The 13397-nt window shown below is 70.1% G+C and carries 11 protein-coding genes; 5 read left to right on the plus strand and 6 right to left on the minus strand.

Translation table 11 applies throughout. The features are described 5' to 3' along the window. Nucleotides 1-22: 22 nt before the first annotated feature. The gene (locus tag FKO37_RS14780; protein WP_238604682.1) at nucleotides 23-988 is read left to right on the plus strand and encodes a DMT family transporter; all 966 of its coding nucleotides are present in this window, start codon (nucleotides 23-25) and stop codon (nucleotides 986-988) included. Here the strand turns inward: FKO37_RS14780 and FKO37_RS14785 are convergent. Both FKO37_RS14785 and FKO37_RS14790 read right to left on the minus strand, forming a co-directional pair. Next, the gene (locus FKO37_RS14785; protein ID WP_037817840.1) at nucleotides 963-1439 is read right to left on the minus strand and encodes a (2Fe-2S)-binding protein; all 477 of its coding nucleotides are present in this window, start codon (nucleotides 1437-1439) and stop codon (nucleotides 963-965) included. The two genes, FKO37_RS14780 and FKO37_RS14785, sit on opposite strands and share 26 nt — an antisense overlap. Before the next feature lie 8 nt (nucleotides 1440-1447). Beyond that, a complete protein-coding gene (locus FKO37_RS14790; protein ID WP_134728825.1) occupies nucleotides 1448-3784 on the minus strand; it encodes a molybdopterin cofactor-binding domain-containing protein in 2337 nt (778 codons plus the stop codon). A 183-nt stretch (nucleotides 3785-3967) separates the two neighbouring features. Between FKO37_RS14790 and FKO37_RS14795 the strand changes: the two genes are divergently transcribed. Further along, nucleotides 3968-5587 carry a sigma-54-dependent Fis family transcriptional regulator gene (locus tag FKO37_RS14795; RefSeq protein ID WP_037818009.1) on the plus strand — a complete coding sequence of 540 codons (1620 nt, stop codon included), beginning with the start codon at nucleotides 3968-3970 and terminating at the stop codon, nucleotides 5585-5587. Here FKO37_RS14795 and FKO37_RS14800 read toward each other — a convergent pair. The 3 genes from FKO37_RS14800 to FKO37_RS14810 all read right to left on the minus strand — a co-directional run bounded on the left by FKO37_RS14800 (nucleotide 5584) and on the right by FKO37_RS14810 (nucleotide 8967). Next, nucleotides 5584-6543 carry an AraC family transcriptional regulator gene (locus FKO37_RS14800; protein ID WP_238604683.1) on the minus strand — a complete coding sequence of 320 codons (960 nt, stop codon included), beginning with the start codon at nucleotides 6541-6543 and terminating at the stop codon, nucleotides 5584-5586. The genes FKO37_RS14795 and FKO37_RS14800 overlap by 4 nt on opposite strands. 35 nt (nucleotides 6544-6578) lie before the next feature. Next, entirely contained in the window at nucleotides 6579-7472 is an 894-nt protein-coding gene (locus tag FKO37_RS14805; protein ID WP_238604684.1) for an SDR family NAD(P)-dependent oxidoreductase, read from the minus strand. A gap of 85 nt (nucleotides 7473-7557) precedes the next feature. Beyond that, the gene (locus FKO37_RS14810) at nucleotides 7558-8967 is read right to left on the minus strand and encodes an aspartate aminotransferase family protein (protein ID WP_238604685.1); all 1410 of its coding nucleotides are present in this window, start codon (nucleotides 8965-8967) and stop codon (nucleotides 7558-7560) included. A 108-nt stretch (nucleotides 8968-9075) separates the two neighbouring features. Here FKO37_RS14810 and FKO37_RS14815 point away from each other — a divergent pair, with 108 nt between their 5' ends. Further along, nucleotides 9076-9528 (plus strand): Lrp/AsnC family transcriptional regulator, encoded by a 453-nt coding sequence (locus FKO37_RS14815; protein ID WP_037817843.1) that lies wholly within the window; start codon nucleotides 9076-9078, stop codon nucleotides 9526-9528. A gap of 183 nt (nucleotides 9529-9711) precedes the next feature. Here the strand turns inward: FKO37_RS14815 and FKO37_RS14820 are convergent, their stop codons facing one another. Beyond that, complete coding sequence (locus tag FKO37_RS14820; RefSeq protein WP_238604686.1) at nucleotides 9712-11286, minus strand: CdaR family transcriptional regulator; 1575 nt, start codon at nucleotides 11284-11286, stop codon at nucleotides 9712-9714. A 92-nt stretch (nucleotides 11287-11378) separates the two neighbouring features. Here FKO37_RS14820 and FKO37_RS14825 point away from each other — a divergent pair, with 92 nt between their 5' ends. Next, nucleotides 11379-12233: a hypothetical protein gene (locus FKO37_RS14825; protein WP_238604687.1), complete on the plus strand. Its 855-nt coding sequence runs from the start codon at nucleotides 11379-11381 to the stop codon at nucleotides 12231-12233. Beyond that, on the plus strand, nucleotides 12230-13339 hold the full coding sequence (gene menC / locus FKO37_RS14830) for an o-succinylbenzoate synthase (protein WP_238604688.1): 1110 nt from the start codon (nucleotides 12230-12232) through the stop codon (nucleotides 13337-13339). The genes FKO37_RS14825 and menC overlap by 4 nt, the downstream gene beginning before the upstream one ends. Nucleotides 13340-13397: the final 58 nt, after the last annotated feature.

A 13397-nucleotide genomic window follows, 5' to 3' on the forward strand; every position in this document is an offset into this window, starting at 1 on the left:
TGCCGGGCCACAGAATGCGGAGATGGCCGACCAAGGCGGTACCGCGCGGGCGACCGGGCTGAGCCTGGTCGCCTGGGCGCTGTTCGCGAGTTCCGGTCCGCTCGCCAAGGCGGTGCTGGACGCGGGCTGGAGCCCGGCCGCGGTCACCGCGGTGCGGATCGGCCTCGCCGCGGTTCTGCTGGCGCCCGGCGTCGCGCTGCTGCGGCCGCGGGCGCTGCGGTTCCGGCGTGCTGAACTGTGGCTGCCGCTCGGCTACGGACTGCTCGGCGTCGCGGGCGTGCAACTGTTCTTTTTCGTTGCGGTGTCCCGGATCCCGGTCGCGGTGGCGATGGTGCTGGTGAACCTGTCGCCGGTGCTGGTCGCACTGTGGGTGCGCGTGGTCCGCCGGACGCGGCTGCCCGCGGCGGTGTGGCTGGGCATCGCGCTGGCGATCGCCGGACTGGTGCTGATCGCCGGTCTCGGACCCGGGACGCAGCTGGATTTCCTCGGCGTCGCAGCAGGATTGGCGTCGGCGGTCTGTTCCGCCGGGTACTTCCTGCTCGGCGAACGCGGTGCGCGACAGCACGATCCGCTCGGAATGACCGCCGCGGGACTGGCGATCGGGGCGGTGGCGACTCTCGCGGTAAGTCCATTGTGGACGCTAGCGATCGCCGCGAATCCGGTATCGCTGGGCGGCGCGACGATCCCAGTCTGGCTGGCCCTGCTGATTCTGGCAGTCTTCGGCACGGTGCTGCCGTACCTGGCCGGGCTGCACGCGTTGAGCAGTTTGCCGGTCGCCCTGGCCGGAGTCCTGGCGCTGGCCGAACCTTTGGCCGCCGCCCTGCTCGCGTGGCTGCTGCTGGGCCAGGCCTTGGGTCCGGTGCAGCTGATCGGAGTGGCGGTGCTGCTCGGCGGCGGAGTGTTGGTACAGACGGGAAAACTTGCCCCGCAACCGGAATCGGCTGCGGGGCAAGCGAACCCGGTCACATCTTCGCGGCGCCGGCCTTGATCGCCTCGCGGATCCGCGAGTACGTGCCGCAGCGGCAGACGTTGCGGATCTCGTCCAGGTCGGCGTCGTTGATCTCGCGGCCCTTCGCCTTGGCCTCCTTGACCTTCGCGACCGCCGCCATGATCTGGCCGGGCTGGCAGTAGCCGCACTGCGCGACGTCGTTCTCCAGCCAGGCTTCCTGCATCGGGTGCAGGTCGGCCTTCACGGTGTCCGGCAGGCCCTCGATCGTGGTGATCTCGTCCGTGGCCTTGATGTCGGCCACCCGCACCGAACACGGGTTGAACGCCTTGCCGTTGAAGTGCGACGTGCAGGCCTTGCACACGTTGATGCCGCAGCCGTACTTCGGGCCGCGGACGCCGAGCACGTCGCGCAGGACCCACAGGAGCCGCACATTGTCGTCGACGTCGACGGACACCGGCTTCCCGTTGAGGATGAAGGTGTGCTTGCTCATCGTGCTCCTCAGTAGGTGTGGCTCAGGCCGTCGGTCGGCGATTCGGGAACGGGCGGGACGAACGACTTGACCTCGAAGGCGATCGGGTCGTCGTGGTTGATCGGGAACCGCTTCGGGACCTTCCCGGTCGCGCGGGCGTACGCGCACGCGACGGCCGCGACGGAGCAGGCGACGCCCGCCTCGCCGGCGCCGCCCGGCTGCTCCCCGTTGGACGGCATCGCGATCGCGGTGAAGTCCTGCGGGATGTTCCACTGCCGGGTGTAGAAGTAGTTGTCCCAGCTGGCTTCCAGGAAGTGCCCGTCCTTCAGGTGGACACTGCTGGTCAGCGCGAGCGCCAGCCCGTCGGCGAAACCGCCCATGATCTGCGCCTCGATGCCGCGCGGGTTGATCACGAGCCCGGCGTCGAGGGCGATGACCGCCTTGGTCACGCGCGGGCCGGCGACGCCGTCGCGGATCTTGCGGTTCACCGTCTCCGGGCGGCAGTCGATTTCCACCAGGCAGGCGCTCGCGCCCTTGTATTCCTTGTGGATCGCGATGCCCTGCGCGGTGCCCGGGGCCATCTTCTTGCCCCAGCCGCCGACCTCGGCGACCTTGCGCAGCACGCCCTTCACCTTGTCGTTCTTGAGGAACTCCATCCGGAAGTCGTACGGGTCCTTGCCCATCGCCTTGGCGAGCATGTCCACGACGAGCTCGTTGGCGCAACCGACGTCAGGCGAGTAGACGTTGCGCATCGACCCGGTGTTGAACCGCTGGTCGGTTTCGGTGAGCGTCTGGTCGACGACGCCGAAGTTGTACGGCATTTCCTGGCTCAGCACGAAAACCGCCTCGGCGACGCCGAGGTTGCCCAGCCCGGTCGGGAGCTTCGTCGCGACCGAGGTCAGCATTTCGCCGAGCCCGTGCCGGAACGACGTTTCGACCGAGGTGTGCCGCTGCTCGAAGGTGAGCACGTTCCCGGCGAGCACGGTCGCCCGGATCCGCGACGTCGCCATCGGGTGCAGCCTGCCTTGCCGCGGCTCGTCGGCGCGGTGCCACATCAGCCGCACCGGCTTGCCGAACGCCTTCGACGCCTGCGCGGCTTCGACGGCGTGGTTGCCGAACAGCTTGTGGCCGAAGGAACCGCCGCCGGTGACGACGTGGACCTTCACCTTGCCCTGCGGCAATCCGATCGCCTGCGCGACCTCGCCCTGCGCCACGATCGGCGACTTCAGCCCGGCCCAGATCTCGGCGCTGCCGTCGCGGACGTCGGCGACCGCGCAGTACGGCTCCAGCGCGGCGCTCGAGCGGAACATGAACTCGAAGTCCGCTTCGACCGTCTTGGCCAGCACCGGAACCTTCGGCACCGCCAGCGGAAGCTCGGCGCGGCGCAGGTTGGCGAGCACGGATTCGTCGTTCTGGCCCTCGACGCTGCCGGGGCCCCAGTCGACCTGCAGGGCGCGCACGCCGTCGATGCACTGGCCGAACGTCTCAGCGCGGACCGCGACGCCGGTCGGGATGATCGCGATGTCGGTGACGCCGGGCAGCTTCAGCACGTCGGCCTTGTTACGGACGGCCTTCGGCGTGCCGTTGAGCGTCGGCGGACGGCAGATCATCGTCGGCAGCGCGCCGGGGATGTCCAGGTCCATCGCGAACTGCTTCTTGCCGGTCACGATGTCGTGGGCGTCGAGGCGGTTCTGCGGCTTGCCGAGCACCTTGAACTCGCTGGAGCCCTTGAGCTTGCTCGGGTCCAGCTGCACCTGCTTGGTGGTGCTGGACGCGGCCTTCGTCGCCAGTTCGCCGTACGTCGCGGTCTTGCCGTTCGGCGCGGTGACGACGCCGCCCTTGACGATGAACCGTTCCGCGGTCCCGCCGAGCAGGATGGCCGCGGCTTCGAGCAGTTGCTGCTTGGCGATCGCGGCGGCGACGCGGATCGGCGTGTAGGTCGAGACCGTGGTGTTCGACCCGCCGGTGAGCTGGTTGAACAGCAGTTCCGGACGCGCCGGCGCGAGCGTGACGTGCACCTTCTCGACCGGGAGGTCCAGTTCCTCGGCGATGATCATCGCGGTCGAGGTGGTGATGCCCTGGCCGACCTCGGCGCGCGGGATCTCGAACGAGGCGCTGCCGTCCTTGTTGATGGTGACGGTGATGAGCTGCGACGTCGGGAGCGCCGCGTCGGTGAGCGCGTCGTTGAGGTCGTACAGCTCGGGCGGCTGCGGAGCGGAGGGCACGGCGGCGGACGCGGAGGAGGCGAGCCCGACGTCCGCGGCCACGACGAGGGTCCCGGCCGCGACGACGTACCCGAGGAAACCGCGCCGGGAAACGCCCGGGCGCTCCTTCCCGGTGTCCGGCTCGGAGTGACTGAGAGTCACGCTGATTCCCCTTTCGAGGTAAGGACCGCGTGCCGGATGGCAACACGTGCACGCGGGTGGTGGTGATGGACCACCTTGCCGGGTGAATCGGGGCTTGAGTGTTCAAGTTCTGTACAGCGTCAGCGGAGAGCGATGGTTATCCTGCTGCGCGTCACCAACGAAGGTGGAGATCGCGTGAGCTCGATGACGTCCTCGCGCAGCGTGGTGCTGCGGGAACCGATCGCCCAGTCCTGGCGGCGCGCCTCGCTCGCCGGTGTGCGCCCCGAAACCGCGCTGCTCGACCTGCGGTTCGACGAGGTCGACCCGGCCAGCAGGCTCCTGTCGGCGGCGGCGCCGGTGCTGGAGGACCTCGACGAGCGTCTCGCCGGGACCGCGATGTCCACTGTGCTCGTCGACCACGACGGCAGGCTCGTGCACCGCTGGAGCGCCGACCGCGCCGTCGAAGACTGCCTGGACCAGCTGGGCATCGGCGTCGGCACCTGCCTGCTGGAGGACGAGGTCGGGACCACCGGCCCGGGCACCGCGCTGGAAACCCGGTCGAGCATCGTGGTGCACGGGGAGGAGCACTACGCCGAGGCGCTGCGCGGGTTCAGCTGTTACGGGCACCCGATTTTCCACCCGGTCACGCGCAGGCTGGAGGGCGCGCTCGACATCACGCTGCTGGCCGCCGAGGCGAATCCGCTGCTCGCGCCGCTGGTCGCGAAGGCGGTGGAGGAGATCGAACGGCAGCTGCTGGAAGGCAGCCGGGTGTCGGAGCGGTCGCTGCTCGCCGCGTTCCAGTCGGCGTCCCGCCCGACCCGGCCGGTGGTCGCGATCGGCCCGGACCTGTTGCTGTGCAACCAAGCCGCCGCGGACCTGCTGGAAGGCGCGGACGTCGCGCTGCTGTGGAACCTGGCGGGCGAGGCGGCCGGACCGTCCGAAATGGAGACCGAACTGCGCTCCGGCCAGCGCGCCAGGGTCCGGGCCGAGCCGGTGCCCGGCGCCCGGGGCGGGATGCTGGTCGAGATCCGCCCGCTGAGCCCGTCCGAGGCCCGGCGGACGCGCCGCCGTGGTGCTGTCACGCCCGGTCCGGTGGCCGGGCACGTGCACATCTCGGGCCCGCCTGGGACCGGCCGCACCACTGAAGCCCGGCTGCGCGTGCCCGAGGAACCGTGCACCACGTTGACCGGCTCGGAAGCCGTGCTCGGCGGATCCGCAGCCTGGGCCGCGAGGTTCACCGCCGCCGTCGAGACCGGCTCGGGCAGCATTTGCGTGGACGGTGCGGATCTCTTGCCCGCTGAACTGGTCGACCTCGTCGCGCGGCATGCCGCCCGCGGTGTCGGCCCGCACCTCGTGCTGACGACCGGCCCGCGCGAGGGGCTGACCGGTCCGGAGCGGGCGCTGATCGCGTCGTGCGGGGAGAACGTCGAGCTGCTGCCGCTGGCGCACCGGCCGGACTTTCCCGAGGTCGCGGCCCGGATGCTGGCCGAACTCGGGGCCGCGCGCACGCACAACATCACGCCGGGCGCGCTGCGCATCCTCGGCTCGTACGACTGGCCGGGGAACCTGCCTGAACTGCGCGGCGTGCTGAGCCAGGCGATCCGCAAACGGTCGGTGGGCGCGATCGGCCCGGGCGATCTGCCGCCCGCGCTGGTGGCGGACGCTTCGGGGCACGAGCTGGCTCCGATCGAACGGGCGGAACGGAACGCGATCGTCGCGGCGTTGCGGTCGGCCGGCGGGAACAAGGTGCGGGCTGCCAGCACGCTCGGGATTTCGCGGACGACGTTGTACGCGCGGATGCGGGCGTTGAAGGTGCCGGGTTAGCGGAAGTCTCCGGGCGATCGCCCGGTCCACCGGCGAAACGCTCGCCGGAAGGCGCTGGCTTCGGAGAAACCCAGCCGCTGCGCCAATTTCTCGATGGGTTCGTCGCCGCGGCCGAGACTGGCTATCGCGGCGTCCCGGCGGACCTCGTCCCGGATTTCGCTGATGGACGTTTTCTCCGCGCGCAACAACCGCCGCAAGTGCTGGGCGCTGATCCCGAGTCGTCCGGCGATGTCGCCCGGCGCGGTAATGCCCTGCTCAACGACGGCGCGGACCTGGTCGGCGTGGGCCGAGCCGTAGTCGCGGGTGGCGAGCCAGACGTCCGGCTGGTCGTCCAGGAACGCGGCCAGTTCGGCTTCGCCGCGGATCACCGGGGCGGACAGGAGTTCCTGGTCGAAGACGAGGACCAGCGAGTCCGCGTCGAACCGCGGATGGCGGCCGAAAACCGCCTCGTAGTGCGGCGCGTGGTCCGGTTCCGGCCACGGCAGCCGAAGTTCGCGCAGGGCGATGCGCTGTCCGGTGAGCCAGCTCAGCAGCCGGTGGACGACGATGGCGACCAGTTCCGCCGCGACGTGCTCCGGGTCGTTGAGCCCTCGGACGTCGATGTCCACCTCGACCAGCGGATCTGCCGTCCGAACCGCCACCGCGGGCATCCCGGGCAGGACCTCGGCGGCTTCCTCCAGTCGACGCAGCACGGTGCGCAGGTCGGGTGCGGGGGCGACCGACCGGACCACCAGCCGGAACAGTCCGCGCGGGGCTCGCGGGCCGAGGGCGAAGAGTTCGTCGTCGGTCTGGAGCCACAGCTCGCGGGTGAGTTCCGAGACCTGCTGGCGGGTGACGCCGGTGCGGTCCGGCCGGATTCCGAGGCGGTGCAGCAGCGCGGGGACGTCGAGGTTCCGGCGTTCGCCGATCCGCGCCTGCCGCCGGGCCAAGGTGTCCAGAACCGCCGGGTCGTCCACGGTTCAAGGCTAGCGGGCGGTTAACAGGCGATTTTCTACCCGATCGGGTGACGGGGCTCGGTCGTGAATCGCGCGCCGAGCAGCCGTTCGGTCTCCGTCCACAGCCACGCGCCCAGCTCCGGATCCCGGCTCGTCGGCACCGGCTGCTGCACCTCCGCGGCGGCGCTGCGATGCGGGCCGAGGTACTCGCCGCCGCGCAGGCCCGGCGAAGCGACCGCGGCCACGACCGGTCGAGCCGCCTGATCCTTCCCCAGCACGATCCCGCGGGCCGCCGCACGCAGCACCCGCGCGCCGGGCCGTCCCGGCGTGAGCGCGTCGATCGCCGAGCCGGGGTGGACCACAATCGACTGCGCTGAGATCTCAGCCAGCCGCCGCTGGGATTCGAACCCGAAGATCTCCACCGCGTGCTTGGACATCGCGTACGCGACCCGCGCCCGGTAATCCCTTTCGGACAGCCAATTCTCGCGGTCGAACGGGATCTTGCGGGTCAGCGCGCTCCCGAGATTGACCACTCGCCGGACCGCGGGCAGCGCGCGGCGCAGCAGTTCCGCGTGCGCGAGATGGTTGATCCCGACGATTTCCTCCACCCCGAACGCCCCGATCCGGTGCGCTGGCCCCGGACCGAACGCTCCGGCGACGACACCCGCGTTCAGCACGAGCGCGTCCAGCCGCGGCAACGCGCCGAGCCGGTCGCCGACCCGGCCGATCGACGTGCGGTCGGCGAGATCCAGCGGGACGAACTCGTGCAGTTGCGGGTCGGGGAGCGCGGAAATCGCCGCGCGGCCACGGGTTTCCGATCGCCCGAGCACCAGCACGCGCGCGCCCAGTTCGGCGAGCTGCACGGCAGCGAAGAAACCGATCCCGGAGGTGGCCCCGGTGATCGCGACGACCTGGCCGTCGATCCGTTCCGGTTGAGCTATTTTCGACACAGCAGCGACGTTAGGTTCGCCGCGGGTGTCCGCACCAGGACCGGGGTTCGCAGGTTTCGGGACCGTTCCGCGCATTCCACGCTCGTCACGGCTTTCCGGCGAGCGCGGCCAGCCGGTCGGCGATGCGGTCGATGTCGGCTTCGGTGGTGCGGTAGTTCGCGACGCACGCGCGGATCGCAGTCTGCCCGTGCAACCGGGCCGGACCCAGCAGTGCAGTGCCTTCGTCGGCGAGTTGGGCCAGCAGCGCCGGGTATTCCTCGTCGCGACGGCCATCGATACGCACGCAGACGGCGGTCAGCGCGACCGGGTTCAGCAGATCCAAACCGGGCTCGGCGGCGACGCGTTCCCCGAGCCGCGCAGCCAGCCGCAGACAGCGTTCGGCGGCTTCGCGGAAGGCGTCCACGCCGAACGTCCGCAGCGCGGCCCACACCTTCAATGCCTTGAAACTACGGGAAAGCTGCGGGCCGTAGTCCATGAAGTCGAGCATCAGGTCGTCTTCGGCGACGGTGAGATACGACGACGAGAACGCGAAGGCCGCCCGCAGTTTCGCGGCGTCTTTCACCACTAGCGCCCCGGCTTCGAGCGGCGTGAACAGCATCTTGTGAGGATCCAGCGCGATGGAATCCGCGCGGGACAGCGGGGCGAACGTTTCCCGCGCAGAGTCGGCGAGGACGAACAGCGCGCCGTACGCGCCATCCACGTGCAGCCAAAGGTTTTCTCGCTCGCACAGGTCGGCGATGGGGCCGATGGGGTCAATCGAGCCGCTGGTGACCGTGCCAGCGGTGGCGACGACGCAGAACGGCTCGAGCCCAGCGGCCCGGTCCGCGGCGATCGCGTCGGCGAGGAGGTCGACTCGCAGCCGGAATTCGTCGTCAGTCGGGATGTGCCGGACGTGGTCCAGTCCGATGCCGAGAGTGGCGGCAGCCTTGTCGACGCACCGGTGTGCCTCCTCCGAGGTGTACAGCACCAGCGGCGGAGCACCGGATTGCAAGCCGCGCTCACGGAAATGCGGCCGGCGGTGGGTGAGGGCGGTGGTGATCGCGTCCTTGGTCGCGCCGGAACCGCCGTTGGTGAGAATGCCGCCCGCGCTGGGGCCGAGGTGGAAAAGACCGGCGAGCCACTGCACCACCGACCGTTCGACAACACTCGCCGCGGGGGAGAGTTGCCAGAAGTTGCAGTTTTGGTTGAGCACCGCGGAAATCGCGTCCGCGTACGGCGCGATCCCGTTGGGCGGCCCCTGCACGTACGCGAGGAACCGCGGGTGCGCGATGGTGGTCGAGTTGGGCACGATGCGGTCGCGGAGGTCGGCGAAAAACCCTTCCACGCCAATGCCTTCCGCGGGAAACGGCTCGGCAAGAAGCTTCGCCAGAGTGTCGCGGTCGACGTCCGGCAGGATCGGCCTCGTGGGCAGGGATTCCTCGTAGCTGTCGACGAACCGGGCCAGTGCGTCGGCGGCTTGCGCGCGTTCCGCGGGGGAGAGGACGAGAGGGTGCACGGTGCTGCCTTCCGGGAGTTCGAGTGCCGGAACCGACGGTAGTGCGGACGGCAGGGCAGCCGATGCTGAATATTGCGTTTTCCGGCGGTATGATTAGCATCCTGTGCCATGGATAAGACTGATCACGCAATCGTCCGCCAGTTGATGGCCGATGGACGGCTACCGAATAATGAACTCGCCGACCGCGTCGGGCTGTCCCCGTCGCCGTGCCTCCGCCGGGTCCGCGCCCTCGAAGCGGCCGGGGTGATCACCGGGTACCACGCGTCAGTCGACCCAGCCGCGCTCGGCCGCGGGCTCGGAGTGCTGCTGCATGTCGAAATGGCGGATCAGCGCAGCGAGGTCATCGAGGCTTTCGAGAACACCGCTCTGGGGCTGGACGACGTGGTGTCGTGTCGCCGGATGTTCGGCGCGCCGGACTATCTGATGCAGATCGCGGTGCCTGATATGGCAGCGTATGAACAGCTGTATATGACGGAGTTGACGCGGATGCCGGGTGTGGCAAGGACGAATTCGCAGTTCGCGATGAAGACAGTGAAGACGACGCCAGGTCATCATTGGTGATCCGCGGCCGACGTCGACCGCTCGGGCGCTGCTTTGGCGACCGCCACAATGCCCGGCCCGAATCTCTGGGCTCTCGTCCAGGGCTGCCGCGATCCGGCCGGAACCGGGCCGTGGCAGGAGACCGCCGTCCACCTCACCGCCGCGACCCGAGCCGTCCGCCGTCGGTGAACGCCGAGAAGTCGTTCACCAGCCGAGCTGGTCCCCGAGCCGCAACCGCAGCCACAGCACCAGGCGCTCGTCCGGATCCGCCAGATCGAACCCGAAAATCTCCTCCGCTCGCGAAAGCCGGTACCGGATCGTGTTCGGGTGCACCGACAACCGCGTCGACGCGGCCGCGATGTCGCCGTTCGTGTCGAGGTAAGCGAGGATCGTCGGCGCGTAAGTGGTCCCGTGCTCGACGTCGTGCGCCCGCACCGCCGGGCCCAAACGCCGCGGCAAAGACGCGTCACCGGCCAGCAACTGCGCCAGCACGGACAACGTCGCCCCGGCCCACACCTCCTCGATGGCCGCCACCTGGCACGGTTCCGGCGAGGTGCGCTGTTCGGCCAGCGTCCGCAGGACGAGGTCCGCGTCGGCCCGCGAGGAAGCGATCGACCGGAGCCCGGGGACCGTCGACCCGAGCCCGGCCTGCACCGGCATCCGCAGCGCGCCGTGGGCTCGGCGGGCGATGTCGGCGACCAGTTCGCGGTGCGCGGGGCCCTTGGGGAGCAGCGCGTAGACCCTCCCGTCGATCAGCGCGCAGCCGTGCCTGCCGTAGTGCGCCTCGCAATGCAGGCTCACCAAATCGGCCAGCCGGGTTGCCGCGTGGGCGGCTAGAACGTCTTCCGGGTCGGCGACGGTGAACGCGGCGACCGCGACGGGCGCGTCCGGGTCCAAACCGAGCTGCGGCGCGACGGCGGTGACGCTGCTCGGGTCGGCGAGCAGGCGTTGCAGCAGGTCAGCGCGCCGCCGGCGGACCACGTCGACCGCGGTGCGCGCGGCCAGCAGGTGCAGTGCGGCGATCTCGGCGGCGTCGAACAGGGCTTGCTCGGCGGTCTCGTCGAGGCTGTCGTCGGCGTCGACCACCCAGATCGACCCGAGCATCTCGCTGCCCGCCCGCACCGCGACGCCGAGCCGCGGCAGCCCGCCCGGCAGCGACGGGAACCGGCAGGCCCGCCGTGTCCGCGCGAGTTCGCGGTACTGGTCGTCGTAGAACACCGGCCCCTCCGGCACCTGCAGGCCGAGGATGCCCTGGCGGCGGCCGTCGTCGATGGGCTGGCCGGGCAGCGTCGAATACGCCAGGATCCGCCGGTGGAGGTCCTCGATCGTGGTCGCGCCGCCGACCATCCCGGCGATGGCGTTGGCCAGCGCGAACAGATCGCCGGCCGCGGGTGCGCCGGGCGTGCGCACGGCGGGCGCGAGCGCCGAGGAGATCATCGCTTCGAGGTGGTGCCACGGCACGGCCTCGTCGGCGGCGAGCAGCACCACCCCGGCGTCCTGCGCGGCGTCCGAAAGCTCGGTGAGGGGTTCGCCGAAGCTTTTCACCACCAGCGCCGCGTATCCCACCGCCGCGTTGATGAGATCTTTCGCCTCGGCCGGATCCGCCCCTACCGCGAGCAGGATGGTGTCCTGCCCCGGCGGCGCACCGCCGCGGCGCTCGTGGATGAGCACGCCGGACACCGGCACCGGCCGGTCCGGCAGCGGGGTGACCGGCCGCAGCAGCGAAGCGCCGAGCGCGGCGAGGACCTGCCCGAGATCGGGCGGCACCGGATCGAGCATCGTCACCTCTTTAGCCAGACGCACAAAACATCCGCGGAATCTCTGGACCGGCACTGCACGCATCCGGACGATCCGGCCGCGAGGCTGTCAGCATGCACGTTCCACCAGGCGCACCAGCGACCGTACTCCCTCCGGCCCCGGACACGGCCGTCTCGACTGCCCTGCGAGCCGCGAACCGGGCAGGCGTCCGGATCCGGCTCGCCGACGACGTCCGGACGCTCGAAGCAGTGTCGCGATTCCTCGCCCAGGTCTGGCAGACGCCGGAGTCCCACGCCCCGTTCGGCGCGGACGCGCTGCGCGCCGTCGTCCACGCGGGCGGCGCGGTGCATTACGCGGCGGACGACGACGGCATTGTCGCCGCCTCCGGGCTGATTTTCTGTCCGCCGGTGACCCGCGCGGTCTACTCGCTGATCGCCGCCGCGCGCGCGAGCGACCGCGGCGTGGGCTTCGCGCTGAAGCAGGCGCAGCGGGTGTGGGCGCTGGATCAGGGTGCGGAAACCATGGTCTGGACCTTCGATCCGCTGGTGAGCCGCAACGCGCATTTCAACCTGGCGAAACTCGGCGCACGCGGAACCGAGTACACAGTGGACTTCTACGGCCAGATCGAAGACGGCGTCAACGGCGCGGACGAAACCGACCGCTTCACTGCGGTGTGGCCGCTGCGGGACCCGAATCCGGCCCAGCTTCCGGGGCCGGACTTGACCACTGTGGACGTCGACTCGCGCCGCGCCCCCGACGGTGAACCGTTCCTGGCCCGCGACGGTTCCGGGTATTGGTGCCGGGTCCCGTCCGACATCGTGGGCCTCCGCCGGTTGAACGCGCGCCTGGGCGCGGAGTGGCGCTACGCGATCCGCGACGCGCTCGTCCCGTTGTTCGCCGACGGCTACACAGCCACCGGGTTCAGCCGGTCCGGGTGGTACCGCCTGACCGAAGGGGAGCGGGCGTGAAAATCGAACGAATCGATCTGATCGAAGTCAGCCTCCCGCTTGTCCGTCCATTCCGGACTTCGTGCTCAGTGGACACCGAACGCAACACACTCCTACTGCACGTGGTGACCGACGTCAGCGAGGGCTGGGCAGAATTCGGCGGCGACCCGGAACCGGTGTACAGCCCGGAGTTCGCCGCTGGAGCCGAACAGATCCTGCGCGATCATCTCGTCCCGCGCGTCACCGCCCTGCCGCAGCTGACCGCCGCCCGGGTCGCGGGTGCGATGGCCCCGGTCAAGGGAAACCCGCTGGCGAAAGCCCTGCTCGAAACCGCCATCCTCGACGCGGAATGCCGCGCCTACGCGATGCCGTTGTCGACCTACCTCGGCGGCGTGCGCGACCGGATCCCGGCCGGAGTTTCCGTCGGAATCACCGACACCGTGCCGGAATTGATCGACACCGTCGCCGGTTATCTGGCCGAGGGATACGTCCGGATCAAGCTGAAGATCGAACCCGGCTGGGACCTAGAACCAGTCCGCGCCGTCCGCGCCGAGTTTGGCCCAGACCTGGTGCTGCAGGCCGACGCGAACACCGCCTACTCCCTGTCCGACGCGGACCATCTGCGCCGCCTGGACGAGTTCAGCCTGGTCCAGCTAGAACAACCACTCGCCGCGGACGACCTCGGCGGACACGTCGAACTCGCGAAACTCCTGCGCACCCCGATCTGCCTGGACGAGTCGATCTGCTCCGCCCGCGACGCCGCGTTCGCGATCCGGTTGGGAGCGTGCCGGATCATCAACATCAAACCCAGCCGCGTCGGCGGATACCTCGAAGCACGACGAATCCACGACGTGTGTGCCGCACACGGACTCCCGGTGTGGTGCGGCGGAATGCTCGAAACCGGCATCGGCCGCGCGCAGAACCTCGCCCTAGCCACACTGCCGGGCTTTGTGCTGCCGAATGATATCTCAGCGTCGAGCCGTTACTACGCCACCGATCTCACCGCGCCGTTCGAGCTAGAAGACGGTTGCCTGTCCATTCCAGACGGCCCGGGCGGCGGCGTCGCTGTCGATCCGCTCGCGCTGCGCAAGCACACCGTCGCTTCGCAAACCCTCTTCGCAGGCTGACGATTCCAGCAGACCGTCTAACAGGCCCTTTCCGTCGCCCCACCGGACCGCGCCCGGT

It is taken from the genome of Amycolatopsis sp. Poz14, assembly GCF_006704225.1.
Taxonomy (GTDB): Bacteria; Actinomycetota; Actinomycetes; order Mycobacteriales; family Pseudonocardiaceae; genus Amycolatopsis; species Amycolatopsis nivea.